Below are 24,283 nucleotides of genomic sequence, written 5' to 3'. Positions count from 1 at the left end.
TCCGTCAGCGCCGATCGGCGCGCTTGTCGGTGGGGGACGTCTGCGACGACGAGCCGGGGACGGAACGCTTCGGATCGTCGAGTTTCATCTTGGACTCGATCTGGCCGAGCGCCTCCAGCGCGCCGCGCGACAGCGCCGCGGGACGCGCCGGCGCGCCGAGCTCCACCGTCTTGGGCTGAGCGGCCGCCGCCGCCGCGAGCGTCGCCGGCGAAGCGAGGCCGCGGATCGGCTTGATGGCTATGCCTTGATGCGCATAGGCCATGATGTCGCGCCATGTCTTCGCCGGCAATGTGCCGCCGGTCATATTCGCCATACCCTCATTGTCGTCGTTTCCATACCACACGCAGCCGCCCAAATTGCCGGTAAAGCCGCAGAACCAGGCGTCTTTATAGCCGTTGGTGGTGCCGGTCTTGCCGATCACGTCGACGCCCGGGCCGAGATTGGCGCGCCCGCCCGTGCCTTCGTCGATCACGCGCTTCATCATCGTGTCGAGCTCGGCGACTTTCTCGAAAGGCACGACCTGCTCCTGCGGCGGCGCGTCGCGATCATGCTGATAGAGAATCTCGCCGCGACTGTTGCGCGCCTCCACGGTGGCGTAGGGCGTCGTCTTCTTGCCGCCATTGGCGAAAGCGGCGTAGCCGGCGGCATGTTCGAGCAGGATCACATCGCTCTGCCCGACGGGCAGAGAGGGCGTATCCTCGAGCGGCGTGGTGATGCCGAGCTTGCGGCATGTGTCGATGATCTTGGCGCGGCCGGCGCGCGAATCGCCATTGCCGATCGCGATCGACAATTGAATGGCGATGGTGTTGAGCGATTTGGCGAGCGCCAATGACAGCGGCAGCGAGCCGGCGTAACCGCCGCTGTAATTGTGGACGCAATAATTGCCGATGCAGGTCGGGCGGTCGGTGACGACCGTCGTCGGCTTGAATTTATTGCTCATCAGCGCGGTGAGATAGACATAGGGCTTGAAGGAGGAGCCGGGCTGGCGCGCCGCCTCCGTCGCGCGATTGAACTGGCTCGCGCCATAGTCGCGCCCGCCGACGATGGCGCGCACGGCGCCGTCGAGCTCCATGAAGGCGGAGGCGCTCTGCTTGGCGCGATAGGCGCGGCCGCTCTCGCGCAGATTCTCCTCCACCACTTCGTCGGCGCGCTTCTGCACATTGGGATCGAGCGCGGTGCGGATCGTCAGCACGCGATCATCGCCGAACTTGCCGGCCTCGGCGAGGCGCTGCGCCTCCTTGAAGGCGAAGTCGAGATACCAATCCGGGCTCTGGTCGCGCTTGCGCTCGATGGGCGTCGCCGGATTGCGCTGCGCGGCGACGATCTGGCTCTGCGTCATGAAGCCGGCGTCGACGAGATTGTCGAGCACGTCATTGGCGCGCGCGCGCGCCGCGGGAAGATTTACGTGCGGCGCGTATTTGGTCGGCGCCTTGAAGAGGCCCGCGAGCATGGCGGCCTCCGACAGCGACACGTCGCGCACCGATTTGCCGAAATAGAATTCCGCCGCCGCCTGAATGCCGAAGGCGCCGCCGCCCATATAGACGCGGTCGAGATAGAGCTTCAAAATCTCCTGCTTGGCGAGGCGCTGCTCGAGCCAGAGCGCGAGAAAGGCCTCGTTGATCTTGCGGGTGATGGTGCGCTCATTGGAGAGGAACACGTTTTTGGCGAGCTGCTGCGTGATGGAGGAGCCGCCCTGCACCACGCCCGAGGAGCGCGCATTCACGGTGAGCGCGCGTCCCGTGCCGATGATGTCTATGCCGAAATGCTCATAGAAGCGGCGATCTTCGGTCGCCAGCACCGCCTTGATCACATAGTCTGGATATTGATCGAGCGGCACGGCGTCGTCATGCTTGATGCCGCGCTGTCCGGCGACCGCGCCATAGCGATCGAGAAAAGTGATCGAGAGGTCCTGCTTCTTGAGCCAATCGTCGCTGGTCATGCGCATGGCGGAGATCGACAGCGCCAGCGCGACAATGCCGCCGCCGAGCGCGAGCGTCAGCGACTCGCAGCCCAATTCCACCGCCGCCCGGCGCAGGCCGCGCACCTGGAAGCGGTTCATGAAGGCGGAAAAATTCTCATAGGCCTCGCGCGCGCCGCGGCTCGAATCGAAGAGGCTCGAGTCGATATAGGCGTCGAGCGCCAGCAGCAGCCTTGCGGCCCGCTTGTATAAGCGCGAGGATCGAATAGTCTCGAGCAATTGCGCCGCTCCTTTGGGCCCTCCGGGCGTCATGCGAACCGGGGGCGGATGATAGCACTCCTCGAGCCGCCTTGACGATGGCCGGCCCGCAGGATCGCCGGCAGGATGAATAGAGCGCGCGCTGCGCCGCAGACGAGGGTCGAAGACAGAGTATGGCGACGAAGACCGAAAAAGAGGCGGGCGAACCGTTCTGGATGAGGCCCTTGGACGAATTGACGCGGCCGCAATGGGAGAAGCTCTGCGACGGGTGCGGGCGCTGCTGCCTGGTCAAGCTCGAGGATGAAGATAGTGGGGAAATCTATCATACGAGCGTCGGCTGCGACCTGTTGGACGGCGACACCGGACGTTGCCGCGACTACGCCGGCCGCCAGACCAAAGTGCCCGATTGCGTGCGCCTCACCCTGAAGGCGCTCGCCGGGATCGCCTGGCTGCCGCCGACCTGCGCCTATCGCCTGCGCGCCGAAGGCAAGCCGCTCCCCGAATGGCACCCGCTCTTGACCGGCGATCCGGCCAGCGTCCACGCTGCCGGCGTCTCCGTGCGCGGCCGCGTGGCGGCCCGCGAGCAGGAGGTGGAGACCGACGATCTTCCCAATTTCATCGTGCTGTGGCCCAAGCGCTGGCCGCGGCGCAAGAAGGGGCGGGCGGCGTGATGCGCTTGCGACGTCTTCGATATTGATTATATTGCAGACATTCGAGAGGGCGGCCACATGTCGAAACCCACGACGATGACCGTTCGCGTGAGCGGCGCATTGAGCGATTTCGTCGCCGCGAATGTGGGCGAGAACGGCGCCTATGAGAATGTCAGCGAATATATTCGCGATCTGATCCGCCGCGACAAGGAGCGCGCGGAGACAGCGGCCTTCGAGCGATTGAAAGCCGAGCTCGCTCACGCCTTCGCCGCGCCGGAGGCGACCTACGCGCCGCTGACCGCGGCCGATGTGATCGCACGAAACCGGAGCTGACTGATTGGTCGTCGTCCGCGTTCAGGAAGCCGCCTCTTTCCGTCTCGACGAGATTTATCGCTACACGCGGGATCGCTGGGGAAGCGAGCAGGCCGATCGCTATATGCGCGGTCTGTTCGAGGCCTTCGACCGGATCGAGACGCATCGAGAGATGTCGCGGCCCGTTCCGGCGGAGTTCGGCGTGGACGGGTTTTTTCCTTCGATATGAGCGGCATGTCGTCTATTGGCGAAGGCTGTCGAACGGCGACGTCGGCATTGTGACGATCCTGCATGAACGTATGCACCAGATCGACAGATTTCGGGCCGACTTCCGCGCCTGAGACGGTGTTATGAATTTATTCCTTGACAGCGGGACGGTGGTCCTATAGACAAGTCCCATGCTCCAGAATTGCGCTCGGGGCGAGGGGCTTCGCCCGAGACTGGACCGCGCGCCTTCAGGATCGCTCTTTCCGAGATATAGCGCGCGGCTTCCGCCCGATCTCTACGTAAACAGCCGAAAGCGAGCCTGAAGGCTCGCGGTCCGGGACTTTCGTCTCATGGAGGCCGATGCATGGCGCAAAAGTCGGAGGCGCGCTCGTGTGACATCGTCACGCAGGCGAAGCTGCTCTATGACGCGGGCGTGACGCCGATCGCCGAGGTGCGAGCGATGCTCGGCATGAGCGAGAGCGCGTTCCGCAGCTTTCGTGAAAGAGAGGGATGGCCGCTGCGGCCGTCGCCGATCAAGCGCAAGAGCGCCGAAGCGCCCGCCACACCGGAGCAGCAGAGCATCGCGCCGCCGCTGAGAGAGTCGCGCAGCCTCATCGCGCGGCTGGAGGAAGCGGTGGAGCGCGAATTTCTCCGCGCCGAAACGGCGCTCGCGACATGCGGCGCCAAAGCGGCGCCCAAGACCATGGAGACGAGCGCGCGCGTGCTCGCAAGTCTCGTGCGCAGCTTGGCGGAATTGAAGCGGATGAATCGCGACGCCGGCGCGGCGCGAGCGGAGGACGGGCGTGATCGAGACGCTTTCGACGACGAGCCTCCCCGCCAATTGGCCGAACTCCGCGAGGAGCTTGCTCGCCGGCTCGAGCGCATGTGCGGCGAAGGGCCGGCTCGATGAGCTGATCGACGGATTTTCCGCGCGCGAGCTCGAAACGCTGCTCGCCGATTGGGAGTTCTGCGCGCGCGAGGATCAATGGCCGCCCTTGCTGGCGCCGGGCGGCGAGCCTTGGCGGGTCTGGCTGATATTGGGCGGACGCGGCGCCGGCAAGACGCGCGCCGGCGCCGAATGGGTGCGCGCCATCGCGCGCGGCCGGCCCCAATTTGCGACGCGGCCCTTGTCGCCGATCGCGCTCGTCGGCGAGAGCGCCGCGCATGTGCGCGATGTGATGATCGAAGGCGTCTCTGGAATACTCGCCGCGCATCCACGCAGCGAGCGGCCCTTGTGGGAGCCATCGCGCAAGCGGCTCACTTTCGACAATGGCGTCGTCGCGCAGGCTTTCTCGGCCGAAGATCCCGAGAGTCTGCGCGGCCCGCAATTTTCCGCCGCCTGGTGCGACGAGCTGGCGAAATGGCGCTATGCCGAGGAGAGCTGGGACATGCTGCAATTCGGGCTGAGATTGGGCGAATGGCCGCGCCAGCTCGTCACCACCACGCCGCGTCCCATTCCTTTGCTGAAGCGCCTGCTGAGCGAAGGCGGCGTCGTGACCACGCGCGCGACGACGCGGCAGAACGCCGCCAATCTCGCGCCATCCTTTCTCGAGAGCGTCGTCGCGCAATATGCCGGCACGCGATTGGGACGTCAGGAGCTCGACGGCGACATTGTCGAAGAGCGCGCCGACGCTCTGTGGTCGCGCGACATGTTGGAGAGCGTCCGCGTCACCGAGGCGCCTCGGTTCGAGCGCATCGTCGTCGCGGTCGACCCGCCCGCCTCCTCGACCAGGCGCGCCGATCGCTGCGGCATTGTCGCGGCGGGGACGGCGAACGGCATCGTGTTCGTGCTCGAGGATGCGACGCTCGAGGCGGCGCGTCCGGCGCAATGGGCGCGCGTCGCGACGTCGCTCTATCACAGGCTCGAAGCCGACGCGCTGATCGCCGAAGTCAATCAGGGCGGCGAGATGGTCCGCGCCGTCATTCACGAAGCCGATCCGTCCGTTCCTGTGAAAGAGGCGCGCGCGACGCGCGGCAAATATTTGCGCGCGGCGCCGGTCGCGCAGCTCTATGAGCAGGGCCGCGTGCGCCATGTCGGAGCCTTTCCGGCGCTGGAAGACGAAATGTGCGATTTCGGAACGAACGGACTATCGTCGGGACGCAGTCCCGATCGGCTGGATGCGCTGGTGTGGGCGGTGACCGTGCTGGCCTTGACGCCGCGCGCGGCCGCGCCGCGTATGCGGCGAGTATAAGTCCGAATTCGCTTCATCGAACGCGTAAGTCGCATTCCTTCCCCCGCTCGCCGAGCGGAGGAGGCCTCTTCCTCGAATGTCGAAGCCCTTTCGTTTTGCGTCGCGGCGAGGCGGCATAGCCCGCTTCGCTCGACCATTGATTTCGCCCTCTCGTTCATGGAGAAAAATCATGACTGACGCTGTCAAGAAACTCAAAGATCTGGGAGACGGGAGCTATGCCGATGTCGTCTCCACCGTCGATTGGCCCGGCCAATGGGATTATCTGGAAAACACCTATTCTGGAACGAATCTGACGCAGACGGTCTATAAGATCGGCGGCTCGGGCGGAACGATCATCGGCACGCTGACGATGACCTATGACGCTTCCAGCAATCTCCTCACCGTGACGCGGAGCTGACGACATGGCTTGGCGACTGAATCCCTTTTCGGGAAAGATCGATTTCGCCGCGGAGGACCGCATCGTCGTGGCGGCGAGCAACCCCCAGAAGCTGATGGACATCGGCTTGGACAATGTCGAAGCCGGCGCGCCCCCTTATCGCCTGCACTATTACGCCGGGCAGGTGGACGACGGCCCCGGCTCCGTCGACCCGCGCACATATTGGATTCACGATCTGATCTGGGGTTGGAACACCAATCCCGGCGGAGCGCGAATTCTTTCGGGCGAGCCTGCGTGGTATCTGCATCTCGAGTCGAAGTTCCGGCTCGGCCCTGGGCAAAATCCGTTCCAGAGCGAATTTCATCTCGCGATGACGACGCTCGGCGATCAGGTCCTCCGGCCGATCACGGTCGGCTGCGCGCATGACGGGTCGTATATCGCCCATGGCTTTCTGACCGACAGGATGCGATGGAGCCGGCACGACGACAGCATGATCATGCTGCTCGATGCGGGGCCGGGCGGAAAGGCGAACTGGCACTGGACCGATGTGTTCGTGACGGTCGGCTACAATGATGCGCCGTTCATGTATCAGATCAAGAACGGCGGCGGCGTCCGCGCTCTTCCCTATTACGACGGCGACAACGTCTATCAGATCGAAGGCCCGATCAAAATATCGGCGCTGTCGTCGCCTGCGACGGGCGCTGTCCTGTACAGCTTCGTCGCGCAGCAGCCGATGACCGCCGCATGGCTGCTGAACGGCTACCCTATCACCGGCAAAGTGTGGGGATTGAAGCATCAGTTCAACTCGACGCTCGAGGCCTGCGAGCTGCTCGAGCAACAGAATGCGACCGCGACCGCTCATGCGGTGAAGCAGTTGCAGACGGCAGGAGCCGGCTCCGGCGACCCGTTCACGCGCTATACGGTCGCCGGCGTCGTCGACTGGTCGACGGGAATCGACAATTCTGACGGCGATAAATTCAAAATCTCGCGCTCCAGCACGCTCGGCTCCGCCGACGTCGTCCAGAGCGATGGGACGACATTCGACTTCCTCGCGCCGCCGAAGCTGCCGAGCTTTGCAGTCGCGGCGTTGCCGTCCGCGGCGACGATCGGCGCCGGCGCCTGCGCATTCGCGACCGATCTCGACGGCGCGGCCTTCGCCTATGGCGCGGCGGCGGTCGGCGGCGGCTCGCGCGGCGGCAAGGTGTTCTCCGACGGCTCGATCTGGCGCGAGGGCTGACGCGAGGAGCGCGACGCCCCTCTCGCATCTCGATCGCGACGTCCAGACCCGTTTTTTCGCCAGGGCGGGTGCGAGCGCGTCGCGAGGGGGTTCGCCTCGCGACGCGCTCGAATTGCGCCGCCGGCGCGCTCTCGTCGCGTCGAAATTTCCCGAGCCGATCGATCGGACATCGTCATGGCCAATTTCCTCTCACGCCTGTTCGGCGCGAGCGCCTCCACTCGCGCGCGCGAAGAAAAGGCCTCGCGCGCCGCCGCTACGCTCACATTGCATTCCCTCGGCGCGCCGCAATGGACCGCACGCAATAATGTCGCGCTCACTCGCGCGGGCTATGAGCGCAACGCCGTCTGCTATCGCGCCGTGCGCATGGTGGCGGAAGGCTGCGCCTCCATTCCCTGGCTCGCCTATGAAGGGCGCGTCGAAAGTCCCGAGCATCCGCTGCTGCGGCTGATCGAGCGGCCGAACCCGAGCGACACGAGCGTCTCCTTCATCGAGGCGCTCGTCTCTAATCTTCTGCTCTATGGAAACGCCTATGTGGAAGGCGCTTTCGTCGACGGTCTGCTGCGCGAGGCCTATTGCCTGCGCCCGGACCGCATGAGCGTCGTCGCCGGACGCAATGGCTGGCCCGCGGCCTATGTCTATTCCGCCGGCGGCGAGGGCGTGCGCTATGAGACGCAGGGGCGCGGCATAGAGCCGATCCTGCATATTCGTCTGTTCAATCCGCTCGACGACATTTATGGCTTCGCGCCGCTCGCCGCCGCGCAGACGGCGCTCGACACGCACAACGCCGCGAGCTTCTGGAACAAGGCGCTGCTCGACAATAGCGCGCGGCCCTCCGGCGCGCTGGTCTATGCGGGACCGGACGGCGCGCATTTGACCGACGAGCAATTCGAGCGCTTGAAGCAGGAACTCGAGGAGAATTTCTCCGGCGCCGTCAACGCCGGCCGCCCGCTGCTGCTGGAAGGCGGGCTCGATTGGAAGGCGCTGTCGCTCTCGCCCAAAGACATGGATTTTTCCGAGACGAAAGCCTCCGCCGCGCGGGAGATCGCGCTCGCCTTCGGCGTGCCGCCGCTGCTGATCGGCCTGCCGGGCGACAACACATTCCGCAATTACGAGGAAGCCAATCGCGCCTTCTGGCGCCAGACGATCATTCCGCTCGTGCGGCGCCTGCAGAAGGCGTTCCACGCCTGGGCGCAGCCGGGCTTTGCGCCCTTCCGCCTCGATTACGACGCCGACCGCATCGATGCGCTAGCGAAAGAGCGCGCGCTGGAGTGGAGCCGCATCGGCGGCGCCGCCTTCCTCACAGTCGACGAGCAGCGCGAGGCGGCGGGCTACGGCCCGATGGGCGGCCACGCGAAATATTCGCCGGATCAGCCGCGCGTTTCCACAGGCTCGCCCGAGGGCGGGCAATGGACGAGCGGCGACGGGAGCGGCGGCGACCTCGCGCAGGTCGCGCTGAACACGATCGCCGGCGTCGTGAGTGATGCGGGTGGTCTCGTTACGCAGATCGCCGATTCCATCGATCTGCGGGACGAGGAGGCGAATGGCGGACACGCCATCAGCGAACATGTCGGCAAGAGCGATGAGTATTTGATACGGCGTCTCCAAAGCATGCGCTTTCAATTGGGTTTGATCGACCTCGCGCCGCGTGTCGGTTCGTTCCCTTCGCTCGACGCAGCGCAAAAACTCGTTAATTCGACGATCGCGCAAAATCAGGAAATTGTCGACCTCGTCGCGAGCGGCGAACTCGGCGTGACCGAAGCCAAACGGATCAATGGCTGGTTCAATTCGCCCACAGGCAAGGAAGCCTATGTCCCAAGCGTTCGGGGGCGGCCCGAAATTCGCGACACATGGGGCGTTGCCGTGGCCTTGAGGCACGATGTAACATCGCCGCGCGGATATAGAGTGCAATCCGCTTTCCCTGCCAACCGATAGAGCGCGCACATGACGGTCCCCGACGCCTTCAACGCTATCGCCAACTCCTTTCACCAAGACACATTTCTGTTTCATAACTCGTTGGACAGCGCGATACGTGGGAGCATCTCCGAGTTGACGCCCGAGCAGATGCGGATCGCGAAGGATTATCTCGACGAATTGTTGAGCGGAAAATATAGCCGCGAGCAGCTCATCGACATTTGGTCGAAGAGCCCCGCCGGATCCGGCGGCTTCGGCATGCCGAGCCCGGCAGATGGCTTTTTGAACCGGATACGCGCCGCACTCGAAGCGAAGCTCGAGGCGCTCGAGTCGGAATAGCTTTCGGCGAACGCTGGCTGATGAGTGCAAAGGGAGAGCTTCGCTGATCATTCCGCGCGCCGGCGTCGTGAGCGATGTGGGCGCCCTCTTGGTTGGGGACAGCAATGACGCTCGGTACTCCGTCGACCTGCTGGCGGAAGAAGGCTATGGTCACGCTATACGCAACCATGCCGGAAAAGAAGATGTAGACCTGATCGCTGCTTTGGAGAGCAAGCGAATTAGAATTGGTCTACCATTCATAGGCGTGATCGCCTATGAGCCGGCGGTGGGCTCGTTCGACTCTCGGGAAACCGCAAATGACCTCGTGAACCGAGTGATAGAGACGAACAAGGATCGCGTCGATTCTGTCGCCGAAGGACGACGCGATGAGTTGACGCTGCAGAGAATATTCGGATTTCGAACCGGAAAAGAGGCATTCTTGGAGAGCGGAACGTCGAAGCCGGTCGTTCGATGGACGTTCGGTGTCCGAGTCGTTCTTCATGCCGATCCGACCAGCGATCGAGGTTATCGGGTGCGGACCGCCTTTCCTGTCGACAGCAGATCAGGCCGATGAGCGCGAAAGGGGACGTGGATGAACATTCCTGAAGCATTCTCGGACCTGGCTGAGTGGTTCATGTTCGAAGTCGAAGAAGATATCCCGGAAGGACAGGACTATGTGGCCTATGCCATCGGTCATCTCGACGATCGCCAGAAGAAGGACGCCGAGCGATTTATCGACGGGCTGCTATGTCAGGAGCTTTCCGATCGAGAGTTGATCGACATTTGGTTTCGTGCGGGCGCCAGAATGGGCTTCGCCAAAGACGCCGATTACCGCGTTGTGTTGATAGAAGTCCGGCGCCGACTGCGGGGTGATTGAACGGCCCGGTGTGGAGTGCTCGGACGGCGCGCCGCGCGGCGCCCTCACCGGGGACGAGCGGCGCGAGGCCGCGGGGCAAGCGCGCGAAATATTCGCCGGATCAGCCGCGCGTTTCCGCCGGTTCGCCCGAGGGCGGGCAGTGGACGAGCGGCGACGGGAGCGGCGGCGGCGGCCTCGTGCAGGTCAGACATCTCACCGACGAGAAATTCGAGCGCTTGCAGCAGGAACTCGAGGAGAATTTCTCCGGCGCCGTCAACGCCGGGCGTCCGCTGCTGCTGGAAGGCGGGCTCGATTGGAAGGCGCTGTCGCTCTCGCCAAAGGACATGGATGTTTCCGAGACGAAAGCCTCCGCCGCGCGGGAGATCGCGCTCGCCTTCGGCGTGCCGCCGCCGCTGATCGGCCTGCCAGGCGACGACACCTTCCGCAATTACGAGGAAGCCAATCGCGCCTTCTGGCGCCAGACGAGCATTTCGCTCGCGCAGCGCTTGCAAAAGACGTTTCAAGCCTGGGCTTTTCGCCCTTACGTCTCGATTACGACGCCGACCGCGATGCGCTCGCGAAGGAGCGCACCGCGTTCAGCGTCGCTGCATCGACAAAGAGCTCGAGCTTTGAACGTATCCCGGCGTAACGACCGCTCGCGCGAGTGGCCGGCGCGTCTTCGCGTCTGAAAGGCGCCCCATGTCCGAGATCGTCACCTCGATCATCGAGCGCGGCGATCTCGCCCATCTCGCGCTCTTCCTCTGGGCGAGCGCCGCCACTCTGTTCGCGCTGCGCGCCTTGCGCGAGCTCGGACGATCCACGGGGCGGCTCGACGCCTTCGTGCGCGAGCTCGCGCGCTTCAACCGCCGTTATGGGAGCGACTGAATGAGTGTGTCCGTCTTGCCTCTCCGCTTCGCGAAACGTCGCGCGCCGCGCAAGCCGCCGCGCCTCGAGCCCGAAATCGTGTTCAAGACTTTTGTGCGCGCATTGCAGCGCCTGCGTGAGCCGCCTCATGGCGGCGGCCCTGCCGCAATCGGCGCGGCGCGGGAGAAAGCCTGATGGACCGAGCACTGAAGCGCGACATGCACATAGCGAGCCCTCGGCTCGAGACGAAGCGCGCGCCGCTTCCCGCAGTGATCCGCGCCGATGGCGTATTCGAAGGCTATGCGAGTCTTTTCGGCCTGCGCGACACTTGCGGCGATATCGTCGAGCGCGGCGCCTTCGCCGCGAGCTTGCGGCGAAGCGGCGCGGCGGGGGTGAAGCTGCTCTGGCAGCACCGCGCCGAGGAGCCGATCGGCGTTTGGACGGAGATCGTCGAAGACGCGCGCGGCCTCAAAGTGCGCGGTCGACTCGATCTTTCCGTCGCGCGGGCGCGCGAGGCGCTATCGCTGATCGGCGCCGGCGCGCTCGACGGACTTTCGATCGGCTTTCGCACGCTGCGTGCGGCGAATGACCCCAAGAGCGGCGCACGTCGATTGCTCGAGCTCGATCTCATCGAGATATCGATCGTCACCTTTCCTGCGTTGCCGCAGGCGCGTATCGGCGCGGCGGCGGCGCCTTCCGCCGCAGAGCCACGCGATGCTGCTGCGGCGTTCGCCCAAAAGCTCGCGCGGCTGCGCATGTCGAGCGCCGCGCAGAGCTTCGAGACGAAGCTGCGCCGCGCCGCGCTCGCGCTAGAGCGCCGCTCCGTGCGAGCCGGCGCTCATCCCCGAGCGACAGCCGACGCCTCGTCACTGCCCGTCTGAACGCCATCGCCGCGCGCTAATCGCCTCGCTCGGCGCCGGACCGCCCGCGCATTCCGTGCGGCGCGTCCCCGCGTCTTCCTGCCCGAAAGAAAGAGGTTCCCTTCAATGTCGTCTCTCGAAACCAAGACGCTCTCCGGCGAGGAGGCGCTCGCCGATCTCCATCGCGCCTTCACCGCTTTCAAGGATACGAATGAGGAGCGCCTCGCGCAGATCGAGACGCGAATGGGCGTCGATGCGCTCACGGAAGAAAAATTGCAGCGAATCGATCGCGCGATCGACGAGACCAAGCGGCGCATCGATCGCGTGGCGCTCGATCTCTCGCGTCCGCGCCTCGGCGCTTCGGCGAGTGACGACGCGCCGGCGCGCGAGCACAAATCCGCATTCGCGCTCTATATGCGCAGCGGCGAAGCGGTCGGCCTGAAGGCGCTCGAATCGAAGGCGCTTTCGGCGGGCTCCGGCCCCGATGGCGGCTATCTCGTGCCGACGCCGGCGGAGCAGGAGATTTTGCGTCGCCTCACGCGCCTCTCGCCCATTCGCGCCATCGCCAGCGTGCGCGAGATTTCGACGCATTCGCTGCGCAAGGCCTATTCGACGCAGGGGCCGGCCTCCGGCTGGGTGGCGGAGGCCGATCCGCGACCGCAGACCAGCAGCCAGCAGATCGTCGATCTCACTTTTCCGGCGATGGAGCTCTACGCTATGCCGGCGGCGACGCAGACATTGCTCGACGATTCCGCCATCGATGTGGAGCAATGGATCGCCGAGGAGGTGCAGACGGTTTTCGCCGAGCAGGAAGGCGCGGCTTTCGTGAGCGGCAATGGAACCGATAAGCCGAAAGGCTTTCTCGCCTATACGATGGTGGCGGACGCCAGCTGGACGTCGGGCAATATCGGCTATGTGGCGACAGGCGTCTCCGGCGGTTTCGCGGCGAGCAATCCGTCGGACGCTCTGTTCAATCTCGTCTATGCGCTGCGCGCCGGATATCGGCAGAACGGCAAATTCGTGCTCAATCGTCAGACGCAATCGACGATTCGCAAATTCAAGTTGTCGACCGGCGAATATCTCTGGGCGCCGCCCGCAACGCTCGATCAGCCGGCGTCGCTGCTGAATTTCCCGGTGGTCGAGGCCGAGGACATGCCCAATGTCGGCGCCGATAGTCTCTCCGTCGCTTTCGGCGATTTCGCGCGCGGCTATCTCGTCGTCGATCGGCTCGGCGTGCGCGTGCTGCGCGATCCTTATTCCGCCAAGCCCTATGTGCTCTTTTATACGACGAAGCGCGTCGGCGGCGGCGTGCAGGATTTCGAGGCCATCAAGCTCTTGAAATTCGGCGCCGCCTGAATGTGACTGGCGCAATAGCGGGCGGCGAGCCGATCTCGCCGCTCATATCTCGCCTCGTCGCCAATCAGGCATGGGACAAAGACATGATTCCCGATCTTCTCACAGGGCCGGGGTCGGAGCCCGTTTCGCTCGACGAGGTCAAAGCTTGGCTTCGGCTCGATTCCAGCGACGAAGACCAGCTGTTGTCGACGCTGATCGTCTCGGCGCGCATGACGCTAGAAGCCTATACGCGGCGCTTCTTCGTGACGCAGCGTTGGCGAATGCGGCTCGACGCCTGGCCGGCGCAGACGCTGCGCCGTCGGACCTTGGCCATTCCATTCGCGCCTCTCTCGGCCGTGTCGGATATTCGCGTCTATGATTCATCCGATGTCGCGCGGACCGTCTCCCGCGAATCCTATCGTGCGGCGCCGACGCGAGAGGCCGGGCGGCTGGTGTTCCTCGAGCCGCCAGCGAAGCCGGGGCGCGCCTATGACGGAATCGAGATCGACATCGATGTGGGATATGGCGAAAGCGCCACGGATACGCCCGAGTCCTTGCGTCGCGCCATTCTGGCGCTCGTCGCGCATTGGCACGAAAATCGTGGAGACGCGGCGGAGACGGGCGCGCCTCTGCCGACGATCGTCCTGGCCTTGGCCAAGCCGTTTCGACGCGAGCGGCTGACATGAGCGCGCCGAAGATCGGCGAGATGCGCCTGCGCATGGGCCTCGAAGCGCCGGTCGACACGCCGGACGACAGCGGCGCGATGACGCGCAGCTATGTGACGATCGCCGGCGTCTGGACGAAATTGACGCCGCTCTCCGGCGAAGCGCGCTTCGTCGAGGAGAGGCAGGAGCAAGCGCTCGAATGGCTCGCGCAGCTCCGGTGGCGCGCCGATGTGACGAGCGAGATGCGGCTCGTCGCCGGCGCGCGCAGGCTGCGCGTCCTAGCTGTCTATGACCCGGACGGACGACGCCGCTTTCTGTGGTGCCGCTGCGAGGAGATCGCATGAGGGGACCCGAATGAGCCGATCGCCGATCATCGTTCTGCGCCGCGCGATTCGTGCCTGCCTGGCGAGCGACGCCACTCTCGTCGCAGCGCTCGGCGGAGCGAAAATCTACGACGAGGCGCCGCGTGGCGCCGAAGCGCCCTATCTGCTGTTCGCCGAGGCGTCATTGCGCGACTGGTCGACCACCGGCAGTCGTGGAGCCGAGCAAATCTTTACTGTCTCGGTCGTCTCGATCGAGCGTGGCGTGGCGCAGGCGCTCACGATCGGCGAGCAGATCGTCGCGCTGCTCGACGAGGCGCCGCTCATTCTCGATGGGCATCATCTCGTCGATCTGCGTCATCAGGCGAGCGAGACGCGGCGTGAGCGCAATGGTCGCTTCGCGCGGGTCGATCTGCGCTTTCGTGCGACCACCGAATCCCTCTAGCCTCGACGATAGATATTCTGGAGCCATCGCATGTCCGCACAAAGGGGCAAAGATCTGCTTTTGAAGGTCGATGACGGCAGTGGAGCCTTCATTTCCGTCGCCGGCCTGCGCACGCGGCGACTTTCGCTGAACGCCGAGGCCGTCGATGTCACCGATGCAGAATCGAGCGGACGCTGGCGTGAGTTGCTGGACGGCGCCGGCGTGAAACGCGCGAGCCTCGCCGGGACCGGAATTTTCAAGGATCAGGCTTCGGACGGTCTCATTCGGCAGCTCTTCTTCGACGGCGTGCTGCGTCAATGGAAACTCGTGGTCCCCGATTTCGGCGTCATGACGGGTTCGTTCCAAATCACGAGCCTCGACTATCGCGGCGAACACAATGCCGAAATGACCTTCGACATCGCGCTCGAATCCGCGAGCGCGATCTCTTTCACCCCAGCGTGAGGCTCTCTTCATGGCCAATCGGAAACGCGGCGACGTCGAGGCGACGCTGGACGGAGAGACCTATCGTCTCTGCCTCACGCTCGGAGCGCTCGCCGAGCTCGAGAGCGGGCTCGGCGTCGACGATCTCGTCGCGCTCGCGGAACGTTTCGAAGCGCGCCGCCTTTCGGCGCGTGATCTCATTCGCGTCATCGGATGCGGATTGCGCGGCGCAGGATACAAAATGAGCGACGACGAGGTCGCGCGCATGACCGTCGCCGCGGGGCTCGGCGATTATGTGAAAATCGTCGCAGATCTATTGGCCGCGACTTTCGGAGATGGCGGCGACGCAAACCCTCCGCCGCCGCGGGACAAGAGCGGATGAGGCCACAGGCCTTTCCTTGGGCGCGGGCCATGGCCTTCGGTCTCGGCGTGCTGCGCCTCGCGCCGCGCGACTTCTGGGCGATGACGCCGCGTGAATTGGCCTGTGCGGCCGAAGGCGTCTATGGCCGCGCTGTCGGCGCGCCGTCGCGCGACGCTTTGACGGCGCTGATGCGCGCGTTTCCCGATGGAGACGAAAAGTGACCGACTCGACCAGCAGCGAAAATGGCGCGCAACTCTCCTTCGATCCGTCCTTTCATGCGCTCGATCTAAAGACGACGAAAGCGCTGTTGCAAGACATAAATGTCGCCGCCGCTTCGGCGACGAAGACATTGTCCAGCGGGCTCGCCGGCGCGGCGGCGAATGGCAAGAGCTTCGACGCGACGCTCGCCTCCATCGCGCGTTCGCTCGCCGAGCTCGGCGTCGGCGCCGGAACGCAGGCGTTGACGCGAGGCCTGACGAGCGGACTGAGCGGATTGCTGTCTGGCGCCTTCGCGGGAGGCGGCGTTTCGGTGGCGCCATTCGCAGCGGGCGGCGTCGTCGCCAGTCCGACTTTCTTCGGCGCGAATGGGGCCGTCGGACTCATGGGCGAGCGCGGGGCCGAGGCGATCATGCCGTTGGCGCGCGGGCCGGATGGACGGCTCGGCGTATCGATGCAAGGCGCGCAACAATCCGTCGCCGTGACTGTCAATATCGCGGCGCAGGACGTCGACAGCTTTCGGCGTTCCGAAGGGCAGATCACCGCGGCTTTGGCGCGCGCGGTGGCGCGTGGCCGGCGCAATATTTGAGGATGAGGCGCCATGACGGATTTTCACGAGACGCGCTTTCCGCTGGACATATCGCTGAATGGACGTGGGGGGCCGGAACGCCGTACCGATGTGGTCACGCTCGGCTCCAATCGCGATTCGCGCAATGCGCGATGGGCGCACTCACGCCGACGTTACGAGGCGGGCTATGGGGTAAAATCGCTGGCGCAGCTCGCCGCGGTGATCGAATTCTTCGAGGAGCGGCGCGGTCGGCTGTTCGGCTTTCGCTGGCGAGATCGCGCCGATTTTTCCTCCGCGCGATCGGGCGGAGCGGTTTCGGCGAGCGATCAGACGCTCGGCGTCGGCGATGGCGCACGAACGCAATTTCAGCTGCTCAAGACCTATGGCGAGAGCTTCGCGCCTTATGCGCGCGTCATCGTCAAGCCGGTCGCAGACAGCGTTCGCGTCGCTGTCTCCGGCGTCGAAAAGACGCGCGGCGTCGATTTCGGCGTCGATACGACGAGCGGCGTCGTGACCTTCGCGCCTTCGGCGGCTCCGCCGACAGGAGCCGCGGTGACGGCGGGCTTTCTCTTCGATGTGCCCGCGCGATTCGATGCGGACTATCTCGAAATCGACGTCTCCTCCTTCGAGGCCGGCGCGATTCCGAAAATTCCGATCATCGAAATCGTTCCTTGAACGAAAGGAGCCTTCATGCGTTCGCCCTCGACCGCCATGCGGAAGCGTCTCGACGCTTCGGCTTCGACCTTCTGCAATTGCTGGCGCCTCGCGCGCAAGGATGGGACGATCGAGGGATTTACCGATCATGATCGCGATCTTTTATTCGGCGGCGTGACTTATCGCGCCGCGTCCGGCCTCACGGCGACGCAAATCGAGGCGAGCGTCGGTCTCGCGGTCGGGAGCGGCGAGGTGGTCGGCGCATTGCAATCGGACGGTCTTTGCGAGCGCGATCTGGCGGGCGGGCTCTATGACGGCGCAGGTGTGGAGATATGGCTCGTCGATTGGCGCGACGCCGACAATCGACTGCTTCTCGATGCGACCACGATCGGCGAGGTGACGCGCAGCGAATTCGCCTTCCGCGCCGAATTGCGGTCGCTCGCGCATCTCTTCGACGAGACGCGCGGCGAAAGCTTCCAGCGCGGCTGTTCCGCCGATCTCGGCGACGCGCGTTGCAAGGTCGATCTCGGCGCTGCGGCGTTTCACACGACGGGCGTCGTGCTGGCGCTCGCTCATCCGGCGCTCGCTCATGGCGCGATCATCGCGGGCCTGGCGAGCGAATTCGCCGATGAATTTTTCACCGGCGGCTCGCTGACTTTCACGAGCGGCGTCAATGCCGGCGCGCGCGTCACGGTAAAGTCGCATCGGCGCTCTGGCGAAAACGCCGGGATAGCCTTGTGGTCCCAGCTCGCGGGGCCCGTCGCTTCGGGCGATACTTTCGCGATCGTGGCGGGATGCGACAAGAGCGCGACGAGCTGCGAGCGGAAATTTTCCAATATCGTCAATTTTCGCGGCTTTCCGCATATGCCGGGCAATGATGTGGTGATGTCTTATCCGAGCTCGCTGGCGCCGTCGATGGACGGCGGGAGCTTTTTCGAGTGAGCGGGCTCGCGCGCGCGGCGATCGTGTCGGAGGCGCGGCGCTGGATCGCGACGCCCTATCGTCATCAGGCGTCGCTCATTCATATCGGTTGCGATTGCCTCGGGCTGGTGCGCGGCGTTTGGCGCGCGCTCGTCGGGCCGGAGCCGGAGGAGGCGCCGCCATATTCGCCCGATTGGGCGGAGGCGGAAGGCGAGGAGAGCTTGGCGCTCGCCGCCCACCGGCATTTTTCGCTTGTCGAACGAGAGGGATTTCGCGCGGGCGACCTTCTGCTGTTTCGCTTCAAAGCGCATTTGCCGGCGAAGCATCTCGGCATAGCGACGAGCGCCACGCATATGGTCCATGCGCATGGCGGCGCCTGTGTCGCCGAGGCGCCGATCGGAGCATGGCGCAAAAGATTGGTCGGCGCCTTCGCCTTTCCCGGCGTCACAGACTGAGCTCGAGGACGAGATGGCCACTTTGTTGTTGCAGGCGGCCGGCGCAGCGATCGCGCCGGTCGGCTCGATCGTCGGCAATGTCGTCGGCGCCGTCGGCGGCGCGCTCGTCGATGCGGCGCTACAGCCGCGCGGCGCGACGCGCTATGAGGTCGGTCCGCGTCTCAAAGCGATGGACGGCGTCGCCTCCACCGAGGGCGCCGCCATTCCACGCGTCTATGGTCGCGCGCGCATCGGCGGTCAGATGATCTGGGCGACGCGCTTCATCGAGCAGGCCAATGTCTCGTTGGACGGCGGCTCCGGCAATAGCGGCAAGGGCGGGGGCGGTTCGGCGCGGACGATCGGCGTCACATATTCCTATTACGCCAATTTCGCGATCGGGCTGTGCGAGGGGCCGATCGCTTTCGTGAGGCGCATTTTCGCGGATGGAAACGAGCTCGACATGACGAGCCTTCCCATTCGAATCTATTCGGGCGACGAGGAGCAGCTTCCCGATCCGTTGATCGTCGCCAAGGAAGGAGCGGAGAATGCGCCGGCCTATCGCGGCCTCGCTTATGTCGTGTTCGAGCAATTGGCGCTGTCGGCTTTCGGCAATCGCATTCCGCAATTCACATTCGAGGTGACGCGGCCGGTCGCCGGACTGGGCCGAGAGATTCGCGCGATCGATGTCATTCCGGGCGCGACGGAGGCGGGCTATCAGCCGTCGCTGCAGCTGAGCTTCTTTTCGCCCGGAGCGACCAGCGCGGAAAATCGGCATCAGCTGACGGCGGCGAGCGATTGGACCGCATCGATCGACGCGCTGCAGGCGCTCTGTCCCAATCTCGAGAGCGTGGCTCTGGTCGTGGCGTGGTTCGGCGATGATTTGCGCGCGGCTCTTTGCTCGATCGCGCCGCGCGTCGATGCGACATTCAAGACGATCGGCGAGTTCGACTATATGTTCGGGCCGTTCTGGCCTGCCGATTGGTCTGTCGCGGGATCGAGTCGCGCGGCGGCGCGCCTCGTTTCGCAGATCGACGGACGCGCGGCTTTCGGCGGCACGCCGAGCGACGCATCGGTGCGCGGCGCCATCGCCGATCTTCGCGCGCGAGGCTTGGCGGTCGTTTTTTATCCCTTCTTGATGATGGATGTGGCGCCGGGCAATGTCTTGCCGGATCCGCGAGCGGATGCGATCGGGCAACCCGCTTTTCCTTGGCGGGGGCGCATCACCTGCGATCCGGCGCCGGGACGCGTCGGCTCGGCGGATGGAACGAGCGAAGCGGCGACGCAGGTCGCGGCGTTTTTCGCGCAATATCGCGCGTTCATTCTACATTATGCGGAGCTTTGCGAAGAGGCGGGCGGCGTCGACGCATTTCTCGTCGGCTCGGAGCTGGTGGGGTTGACGCGCATCCGGTCGGCCGCCGGAGTCTATCCGGCGGTCGCCGCGCTGGCGTCGCTCGCCGCGGATGCGAAGGAGCTCCTTCGTAGCGGAACGAAAATCGGCTACGCCGCCGATTGGACGGAATATGGCGCGCATGTTCCCAAAACGGGCGAGCTGCGCTTTCCGCTCGATCGGCTCTGGGCGTCGTCAACAATCGATTTCGTCGGGATCGACGTTTATTGGCCGCTCTCCGATTGGCGCGATGGCGCAGATCATCTCGACGCGCAGATCGCGCGCAATATTTATGACGCCGATTATCTTTCGGCGCGGATTGCGTCTGGCGAGGGATTCGATTGGTTCTACGCGAGCGATGAAGATCGTCTGGCGCAGATTCGCACGCCGATCGTCGATGGGCTCGGCAAGCCATGGACGTTCCGAGTGAAGGATCTCGTCGGCTGGTGGTCCAATGCGCATCACGAGCGGGTCGATGGCGCAGAGCTCGGCGCGCCGACCGCCTGGACGCCGCAGAGCAAGCCGATCTGGATCATCGAGACGGGATGTCCGGCCGTGGATCGCGGCGCCAATGCGCCCAATGTGTTTCCCGACGCGCATTCGTCGGAGGGCGGCTTGCCGTTTTTCTCGCGCGGCGGGCGCGACGATCTCATGCAGGCGCGCTTTGTCGAGGCGATGATCGCGCATTTCGATCCGACGCGCGCGGGCGGCGACGCGCGCAATCCGCTGTCGAATCTTTATGGCGGGCGCATGGTGGAGCCGGCGCGCATTCATGTCTGGTGCTGGGATGCGCGGCCGTTTCCGGCCTTTCCCGGCTGTTCCGACATTTGGACCGATTCGGCGAATTGGGAGACCGGACATTGGCTCAACGGGCGCCTCGAGGGCGCGCCGCTCGATCGGCTCATCGCGACGCTCGCCGCGACGATCGCGACCGATGATCTCGTCGTGGAGCGGCCGGCGATCGACGGTTTCGTCGACGGCTATGTTCTCGACAGCGCCATGTCGCCGCGCGAGGCGATCGAGCCGCTCGCGTCATTGTTCGGCTTCGACGCGGTGGTCTCCGGCGGAGCGCTGCGCTTTGTTTCGCACGCGATGAAAAGCGTGCGGGAGATCGGCGACGACGATCTCGTTCCGAGCAAGGATGGGACGCTCATTGAATTGCGGCGCGCGCAGGAGAGCGAGTTGCCGCATGAGATCGCGCTGTCTTTCGCCGATTCGGAATTCGATTATCGCATGGGGCGCGTTTTGTCGCGGCGGCTCGACGGCTATTCGTCGCGACGCAGCGAAGCGCAGACGGCGGTGATGATCGGCCGGAGCAACGCTCAGAGATTGGCGGATATTTGGTTGCAGGATATTTGGGCGGGGCGGGAGACGGCGCGCTTTTCCGTGCGGCCCGGCCTCGTCGCCCTCGAGGCGGGAGATGTGACCTCGTTGGCGAGGATGCCGGGGCGCCTATGGCAGATCACGCGGATCACCGATGGCGCTGCGCGCGAAATCGACGCGCGCGCCGTCGATCCCAGCGTCTATGACGTCGGCGAGCGCTTTCTCGGCCGGCGTTCGCTCGCGGCGCCCGCCGTGATCGGGCCGCCGCGCATCATCGTTCTCGATCTCGCGATCGCGAAGGAAGGCGCGAAGGCCTTTTCCTATGTCGCGGCTTTTGCCGATCCTTGGCCGGGCGCGCTGGCCATTCGTCGGAAGATCGGCGCTTCTTTCGAGCCGGTGGGGCTCATCGAGAAGCGTGCGACGATCGGCGAAACGCTGGATACGCTCGCCCCCGGTCCGCTCGCGCGCTTCAATCGCGGCGCGAGCGTGACGGTGAAGCTCGCCTCTGGAGCGCTCGCCTCGGTGGACGACGCCGGCGCTTTCGCTCTGCGCTCGGCGATGGCGATCCGCGGAGATGATGGATGCTGGGAGATTTTCGCCTTCACGCGTGCGGAGCTCGTCGCGGCGAGCACCTATCGCTTGTCGCGACTTCTACGCGGGATCGGCGGCGAAGACGCGCTCGCGTCGCGCAGCGTGTCGGCGGGGGCGACAGTGGTACTGCTCGATGATGCGATCACGCCGCTCGCGGTCGATTTCGCGGAGATCGATTCTGCGCGCGTCTATCGGATCGGTCCGGCGGATCGCGATTACAGCGATCCGACCTATGTCGAGCTCGAAGTGACGGCGACGCGCAAATCCGCCTCTCCGTATTCGCCGAGCCATGCTCATGCGAGACGCGTGACGGAAGGCGTGGCGATTGCTTTCACCCGGCGCGGACGCATCGATGCGGACGCTTGGGAGCCGCTCGACATTCCGCTCGGAGAAGAGAGCGAGGCCTATGAGATCGTCGTCGCGCTTCCCGGCGGCGCGCAGCGTTCGCTGAGTGTGACGAGCCCTTCGGCGCTCTATGCGGCGAGCGATGAGCTCGCGGACTTCGGAGCGCCGCAGACGAGCCTCGTTGTGCAGATATTTCAAATCGGCGCGCGTGTCGGACGCGGCTTTCCGCTCGTCGCGACGCTGCCTATCGAGTGACCTCCATGACCGAAACGACTCATCTCGCTCTGCCCTACATCGATGCGGCGCAAGCGCAGAAGCATGTTACTCACAATGAGGCCTTGCAGCTTCTCGACTCGATGACGCAGCTTTCCGTCATCGATCGCCGCGCATCGCCCCCGGCTTCGCCCGAGGAGGGCGATCGACACCTCGTCGTCGCGACTGCGGCGGGTGGGTTTGCCGGGAAGGAACAGATGATCGCGGCGCGCCACGCCGGCGCCTGGGTCTTTCTCGCGCCGAAGGCCGGTTGGCGCGCTTATGTCGAAAGCGAGGAGGAGCTGCTTCTCTTCGATGGCTCGTCCTGGATCGACGCCGGGCTCGCGCTGCGCGAGCTCGCAAATCTGTCCCGGCTCGGAGTCGGCGCGACGGCGGATGCGGTGGATCGGCTCGCAGTCAAGACGAATGCGGCTCTCTTGGCGGCGTTGACCGTCGCCGAGGGCGGCGCTGGCGATATGCGCCTCAAGCTGGAAAAAGAGGCGGCGGGCGATACGGTTTCGCAGCTCTATCAATCCAATTGGTCCGGCCGCGCGGAGACCGGGCTCATCGGCGACGATAATTTTCATGTCAAGGTGTCGGCCGACGGGACCATTTGGCGCGAGGCGCTCATCGTCGACCGGACCAGTGGCCGCGTCGCCTTTCCGAGCGGAATGGGAGACGGCGCGCCGGTAGGTTTTCGCAATCGCCTGCGCAACGCCGCATTCGCGATCAACCAGCGCGGCGTCGCCGGAACAGTGACGCTGGCGGCCGGGCAATATGGCCATGACGGCGTGAAGGCCGGCGCCGCTGGCGCGACCTATACATTTTCGTCGAGCGGAATCGACACGAGCCTTTCCATTTCCGCCGGCTCCTTGATCCTGCCGATCGAAGCCGCGCTGATCGAAGGCGGGGCCTTTGCGCTGGCGCATGAAGGAACGTCGCAGGCGCGCGTCTGGCAGGGAAACGGCTTTGCGGGCTCGGGCGCTTATGCGGCGGCTTCGCGTGGCGCGCCGCTTTTCGCCTCGGGGCTGACCGCGAATGCGCAGACCAATGTGGAGTTTTAGGGAGGCTCGATCTTGCGGCCGCAATTTGAGCCGGGGGCTCATGCGAGCGATTTCGAACGGCGGCCTTCCGGCGTGGAATTAGCGCTGTGCCAGCGATATTTCACGACGCTTTCGGTCGGCTGGGCCGGGGTCGCGACGGCGATCTACCAGTTTGCGGGCGGTTATATCCCGTTTCCCGTGCATATGCGCGCGACTCCGACCGCGAGCGCGCCGACTGGCGGGGTGGGCTACAATGTCGTCGACGAATTTGTGGACCTCATATCGCAATCGGGGTTCCGATATCTGATTCGCGCGGCGGGCGAGGGTTCTTTCACCAGCGCCAATTCCATCGTCACTTTCAGCGCGGAGATATGAGCGCGATGAGCTATTCGATCGCGATCGACATCAGCGGAGCCGAGCGGCGGGACTTCGTGCGCAGAGACGCCGACGGCGCACGCATCCCCATCGACGCCGACACGGCCGACGGCCGCGTCTATCGGGAATGGCTCGCCATGGGCAATGCGCCGACGCCGCTGCCGGCGCCGACGCTGGCCGAGGCGAAGCGCGAGAAGCGCGCAGCGCTCGCCGAGCGGCGCTGGCGCGCAGAGACGGCGGGAGCGACCGTGCTCGGAATGCGCATGTCGACCGACGAGCGGACGCAGGGAAAGCTCACCGCCGCCGTGGTCGCGAGCGTGCTCGATAATAGTTACGCAGTGAATTGGAAGCTGGCGGATGGAACTTTCGTCACTTTCGATCATGCGACGCTGATCGCCGTCGCGCAGGGCGTGCGCGCGCATGTGCAGAGCTGCTTCGATCGCGAAGCGCGGCTCGTCGTCGCCATAGAGGCGGCGCAAGACATGGCCGCGCTCGCGGCGATCGACATAGATTCGGCCTGGCCCGTCTGACGAGAAGGCGCGCGTCCGGCTGTTATGCAGAAGACAGTTTCGGTCTTCTGATCATCGGGTTCGCGATGCTGCGAGCGGGTTCGTCTTGTTCAGAAGAACACGACGAACCCGATGGACGACTCCGTCGTTGCCATGAACA

The 24,283-nt window shown here is 64.9% G+C and carries 30 protein-coding genes and 2 pseudogenes; 31 read left to right on the top strand and 1 reads right to left on the bottom strand.

From position 1 onward, the window contains the following. Window positions 1-4: 4 nt before the first annotated feature. Entirely contained in the window at window positions 5-2,197 is a 2,193-nt protein-coding gene (locus FMZ75_RS04735; protein ID WP_166141513.1) for a transglycosylase domain-containing protein, read from the bottom strand. A 152-nt stretch (window positions 2,198-2,349) separates the two neighbouring features. Between FMZ75_RS04735 and FMZ75_RS04730 the strand changes: the two genes are divergently transcribed. From FMZ75_RS04730 to FMZ75_RS04585, 31 genes and pseudogenes are all read left to right on the top strand, one after another. Further along, window positions 2,350-2,847 carry a YcgN family cysteine cluster protein gene (locus FMZ75_RS04730; RefSeq protein WP_142863487.1) on the top strand — a complete coding sequence of 166 codons (498 nt, stop codon included), beginning with the start codon at window positions 2,350-2,352 and terminating at the stop codon, window positions 2,845-2,847. Between the two features lie 57 nt (window positions 2,848-2,904). Then, window positions 2,905-3,159 (top strand): addiction module antitoxin, encoded by a 255-nt coding sequence (locus FMZ75_RS04725; RefSeq protein ID WP_166141512.1) that lies wholly within the window; start codon window positions 2,905-2,907, stop codon window positions 3,157-3,159. A gap of 4 nt (window positions 3,160-3,163) precedes the next feature. Beyond that, window positions 3,164-3,367, top strand: a complete 204-nt coding sequence (locus FMZ75_RS21295; protein ID WP_207783285.1) for a type II toxin-antitoxin system RelE/ParE family toxin — start codon at window positions 3,164-3,166, stop codon at window positions 3,365-3,367. A gap of 342 nt (window positions 3,368-3,709) precedes the next feature. Beyond that, complete coding sequence (locus FMZ75_RS04715; protein ID WP_166141511.1) at window positions 3,710-4,255, top strand: hypothetical protein; 546 nt, start codon at window positions 3,710-3,712, stop codon at window positions 4,253-4,255. A gap of 1 nt (window position 4,256) precedes the next feature. Continuing rightward, on the top strand, window positions 4,257-5,537 hold the full coding sequence (locus FMZ75_RS04710) for a terminase large subunit domain-containing protein (protein ID WP_166141596.1): 1,281 nt from the start codon (window positions 4,257-4,259) through the stop codon (window positions 5,535-5,537). Window positions 5,538-5,706: 169 nt separating this feature from the next. Next, window positions 5,707-5,934 (top strand): hypothetical protein, encoded by a 228-nt coding sequence (locus FMZ75_RS04705; RefSeq protein WP_166141510.1) that lies wholly within the window; start codon window positions 5,707-5,709, stop codon window positions 5,932-5,934. A 4-nt stretch (window positions 5,935-5,938) separates the two neighbouring features. Next, the gene (locus tag FMZ75_RS04700; RefSeq protein WP_166141509.1) at window positions 5,939-7,150 is read left to right on the top strand and encodes a hypothetical protein; all 1,212 of its coding nucleotides are present in this window, start codon (window positions 5,939-5,941) and stop codon (window positions 7,148-7,150) included. 174 nt (window positions 7,151-7,324) lie between these two features. Further along, window positions 7,325-8,497, top strand: a pseudogene (locus tag FMZ75_RS04695) (phage portal protein); the annotation flags it as partial. Then, complete coding sequence (locus FMZ75_RS21500) at window positions 8,489-9,082, top strand: RNase A-like domain-containing protein (RefSeq protein ID WP_246728780.1); 594 nt, start codon at window positions 8,489-8,491, stop codon at window positions 9,080-9,082. The pseudogene FMZ75_RS04695 and the gene FMZ75_RS21500, both read left to right, overlap by 9 nt. A 9-nt stretch (window positions 9,083-9,091) precedes the next feature. Further along, entirely contained in the window at window positions 9,092-9,400 is a 309-nt protein-coding gene (locus tag FMZ75_RS04690; RefSeq protein WP_142863481.1) for a hypothetical protein, read from the top strand. Between the two features lie 67 nt (window positions 9,401-9,467). Continuing rightward, window positions 9,468-9,953: an RNase A-like domain-containing protein gene (locus tag FMZ75_RS04685; protein ID WP_246659900.1), complete on the top strand. Its 486-nt coding sequence runs from the start codon at window positions 9,468-9,470 to the stop codon at window positions 9,951-9,953. A gap of 18 nt (window positions 9,954-9,971) precedes the next feature. Beyond that, window positions 9,972-10,256 (top strand): hypothetical protein, encoded by a 285-nt coding sequence (locus FMZ75_RS04680; RefSeq protein WP_166141507.1) that lies wholly within the window; start codon window positions 9,972-9,974, stop codon window positions 10,254-10,256. A gap of 191 nt (window positions 10,257-10,447) precedes the next feature. After that, window positions 10,448-10,830, top strand: a pseudogene (locus tag FMZ75_RS04675) (phage portal protein); the annotation flags it as partial. Window positions 10,831-10,934: 104 nt separating this feature from the next. Further along, the gene (locus tag FMZ75_RS04670; protein WP_166141506.1) at window positions 10,935-11,120 is read left to right on the top strand and encodes a hypothetical protein; all 186 of its coding nucleotides are present in this window, start codon (window positions 10,935-10,937) and stop codon (window positions 11,118-11,120) included. Beyond that, entirely contained in the window at window positions 11,121-11,294 is a 174-nt protein-coding gene (locus FMZ75_RS04665) for a hypothetical protein (RefSeq protein ID WP_158271766.1), read from the top strand. Next, the gene (locus FMZ75_RS04660; RefSeq protein ID WP_246728766.1) at window positions 11,294-11,980 is read left to right on the top strand and encodes an HK97 family phage prohead protease; all 687 of its coding nucleotides are present in this window, start codon (window positions 11,294-11,296) and stop codon (window positions 11,978-11,980) included. Before FMZ75_RS04665 ends, FMZ75_RS04660 begins: the two co-directional genes overlap by 1 nt. A 105-nt stretch (window positions 11,981-12,085) precedes the next feature. Continuing rightward, entirely contained in the window at window positions 12,086-13,315 is a 1,230-nt protein-coding gene (locus FMZ75_RS04655) for a phage major capsid protein (protein ID WP_166141505.1), read from the top strand. Window positions 13,316-13,317: 2 nt separating this feature from the next. After that, entirely contained in the window at window positions 13,318-13,980 is a 663-nt protein-coding gene (locus FMZ75_RS04650; RefSeq protein WP_370464668.1) for a head-tail connector protein, read from the top strand. Beyond that, entirely contained in the window at window positions 13,977-14,303 is a 327-nt protein-coding gene (locus FMZ75_RS04645; RefSeq protein ID WP_166141504.1) for a phage head closure protein, read from the top strand. Before FMZ75_RS04650 ends, FMZ75_RS04645 begins: the two co-directional genes overlap by 4 nt. 10 nt (window positions 14,304-14,313) lie before the next feature. Continuing rightward, window positions 14,314-14,724 carry a DUF3168 domain-containing protein gene (locus tag FMZ75_RS04640; RefSeq protein ID WP_142863905.1) on the top strand — a complete coding sequence of 137 codons (411 nt, stop codon included), beginning with the start codon at window positions 14,314-14,316 and terminating at the stop codon, window positions 14,722-14,724. Window positions 14,725-14,754: 30 nt separating this feature from the next. Next, the gene (locus FMZ75_RS04635; RefSeq protein ID WP_142863904.1) at window positions 14,755-15,165 is read left to right on the top strand and encodes a phage major tail protein, TP901-1 family; all 411 of its coding nucleotides are present in this window, start codon (window positions 14,755-14,757) and stop codon (window positions 15,163-15,165) included. Window positions 15,166-15,175: 10 nt separating this feature from the next. Next, complete coding sequence (locus FMZ75_RS04630; RefSeq protein ID WP_142863903.1) at window positions 15,176-15,526, top strand: gene transfer agent family protein; 351 nt, start codon at window positions 15,176-15,178, stop codon at window positions 15,524-15,526. Beyond that, window positions 15,523-15,726, top strand: coding sequence for a rcc01693 family protein (locus FMZ75_RS04625; protein ID WP_142863902.1), 204 nt, complete (start codon window positions 15,523-15,525; stop codon window positions 15,724-15,726). Before FMZ75_RS04630 ends, FMZ75_RS04625 begins: the two co-directional genes overlap by 4 nt. Further along, window positions 15,723-16,310 carry a phage tail tape measure protein gene (locus FMZ75_RS04620; protein WP_370464667.1) on the top strand — a complete coding sequence of 196 codons (588 nt, stop codon included), beginning with the start codon at window positions 15,723-15,725 and terminating at the stop codon, window positions 16,308-16,310. Before FMZ75_RS04625 ends, FMZ75_RS04620 begins: the two co-directional genes overlap by 4 nt. 12 nt (window positions 16,311-16,322) lie before the next feature. Further along, window positions 16,323-16,964: a DUF2460 domain-containing protein gene (locus FMZ75_RS04615; protein WP_166141503.1), complete on the top strand. Its 642-nt coding sequence runs from the start codon at window positions 16,323-16,325 to the stop codon at window positions 16,962-16,964. A 15-nt stretch (window positions 16,965-16,979) separates the two neighbouring features. Further along, window positions 16,980-17,885 carry a DUF2163 domain-containing protein gene (locus tag FMZ75_RS04610; protein ID WP_166141502.1) on the top strand — a complete coding sequence of 302 codons (906 nt, stop codon included), beginning with the start codon at window positions 16,980-16,982 and terminating at the stop codon, window positions 17,883-17,885. After that, complete coding sequence (locus FMZ75_RS04605; RefSeq protein ID WP_166141501.1) at window positions 17,882-18,319, top strand: NlpC/P60 family protein; 438 nt, start codon at window positions 17,882-17,884, stop codon at window positions 18,317-18,319. The genes FMZ75_RS04610 and FMZ75_RS04605 overlap by 4 nt, the downstream gene beginning before the upstream one ends. A gap of 13 nt (window positions 18,320-18,332) precedes the next feature. Continuing rightward, a complete protein-coding gene (locus tag FMZ75_RS04600; RefSeq protein WP_166141500.1) occupies window positions 18,333-22,199 on the top strand; it encodes a glycoside hydrolase/phage tail family protein in 3,867 nt (1,288 codons plus the stop codon). Between the two features lie 5 nt (window positions 22,200-22,204). Continuing rightward, complete coding sequence (locus tag FMZ75_RS04595; protein WP_166141499.1) at window positions 22,205-23,260, top strand: DUF2793 domain-containing protein; 1,056 nt, start codon at window positions 22,205-22,207, stop codon at window positions 23,258-23,260. A gap of 12 nt (window positions 23,261-23,272) precedes the next feature. Further along, window positions 23,273-23,614, top strand: coding sequence for a hypothetical protein (locus FMZ75_RS04590; protein ID WP_166141498.1), 342 nt, complete (start codon window positions 23,273-23,275; stop codon window positions 23,612-23,614). Window positions 23,615-23,619: 5 nt separating this feature from the next. Beyond that, on the top strand, window positions 23,620-24,144 hold the full coding sequence (locus tag FMZ75_RS04585; protein ID WP_166141497.1) for a DUF4376 domain-containing protein: 525 nt from the start codon (window positions 23,620-23,622) through the stop codon (window positions 24,142-24,144). Window positions 24,145-24,283: the final 139 nt, after the last annotated feature.

It is taken from the genome of Methylosinus sp. RM1, assembly GCF_011378635.1.
GTDB classification, from domain to species: Bacteria; Pseudomonadota; Alphaproteobacteria; order Rhizobiales; family Beijerinckiaceae; genus Methylosinus; species Methylosinus sporium.
This window is presented reverse-complemented; position numbering and strand designations above follow the sequence as displayed.

Coding starts and splice junctions, on each gene's coding strand:
- FMZ75_RS04730 (WP_142863487.1), top strand. CDS start 2,350: ATGGCGACGAAGACCGAAAAAGAGGCGGGCGAACCGTTCTGGATGAGG.
- FMZ75_RS04725 (WP_166141512.1), top strand. CDS start 2,905: ATGTCGAAACCCACGACGATGACCGTTCGCGTGAGCGGCGCATTGAGC.
- FMZ75_RS04715 (WP_166141511.1), top strand. CDS start 3,710: ATGGCGCAAAAGTCGGAGGCGCGCTCGTGTGACATCGTCACGCAGGCG.
- FMZ75_RS04705 (WP_166141510.1), top strand. CDS start 5,707: ATGACTGACGCTGTCAAGAAACTCAAAGATCTGGGAGACGGGAGCTAT.
- FMZ75_RS04700 (WP_166141509.1), top strand. CDS start 5,939: ATGGCTTGGCGACTGAATCCCTTTTCGGGAAAGATCGATTTCGCCGCG.
- FMZ75_RS21500 (WP_246728780.1), top strand. CDS start 8,489: ATGGGCGGCCACGCGAAATATTCGCCGGATCAGCCGCGCGTTTCCACA.
- FMZ75_RS04690 (WP_142863481.1), top strand. CDS start 9,092: ATGACGGTCCCCGACGCCTTCAACGCTATCGCCAACTCCTTTCACCAA.
- FMZ75_RS04680 (WP_166141507.1), top strand. CDS start 9,972: ATGAACATTCCTGAAGCATTCTCGGACCTGGCTGAGTGGTTCATGTTC.
- FMZ75_RS04670 (WP_166141506.1), top strand. CDS start 10,935: ATGTCCGAGATCGTCACCTCGATCATCGAGCGCGGCGATCTCGCCCAT.
- FMZ75_RS04665 (WP_158271766.1), top strand. CDS start 11,121: ATGAGTGTGTCCGTCTTGCCTCTCCGCTTCGCGAAACGTCGCGCGCCG.
- FMZ75_RS04660 (WP_246728766.1), top strand. CDS start 11,294: ATGGACCGAGCACTGAAGCGCGACATGCACATAGCGAGCCCTCGGCTC.
- FMZ75_RS04655 (WP_166141505.1), top strand. CDS start 12,086: ATGTCGTCTCTCGAAACCAAGACGCTCTCCGGCGAGGAGGCGCTCGCC.
- FMZ75_RS04645 (WP_166141504.1), top strand. CDS start 13,977: ATGAGCGCGCCGAAGATCGGCGAGATGCGCCTGCGCATGGGCCTCGAA.
- FMZ75_RS04640 (WP_142863905.1), top strand. CDS start 14,314: ATGAGCCGATCGCCGATCATCGTTCTGCGCCGCGCGATTCGTGCCTGC.
- FMZ75_RS04635 (WP_142863904.1), top strand. CDS start 14,755: ATGTCCGCACAAAGGGGCAAAGATCTGCTTTTGAAGGTCGATGACGGC.
- FMZ75_RS04630 (WP_142863903.1), top strand. CDS start 15,176: ATGGCCAATCGGAAACGCGGCGACGTCGAGGCGACGCTGGACGGAGAG.
- FMZ75_RS04625 (WP_142863902.1), top strand. CDS start 15,523: ATGAGGCCACAGGCCTTTCCTTGGGCGCGGGCCATGGCCTTCGGTCTC.
- FMZ75_RS04615 (WP_166141503.1), top strand. CDS start 16,323: ATGACGGATTTTCACGAGACGCGCTTTCCGCTGGACATATCGCTGAAT.
- FMZ75_RS04610 (WP_166141502.1), top strand. CDS start 16,980: ATGCGTTCGCCCTCGACCGCCATGCGGAAGCGTCTCGACGCTTCGGCT.
- FMZ75_RS04600 (WP_166141500.1), top strand. CDS start 18,333: ATGGCCACTTTGTTGTTGCAGGCGGCCGGCGCAGCGATCGCGCCGGTC.
- FMZ75_RS04595 (WP_166141499.1), top strand. CDS start 22,205: ATGACCGAAACGACTCATCTCGCTCTGCCCTACATCGATGCGGCGCAA.
- FMZ75_RS04585 (WP_166141497.1), top strand. CDS start 23,620: ATGAGCTATTCGATCGCGATCGACATCAGCGGAGCCGAGCGGCGGGAC.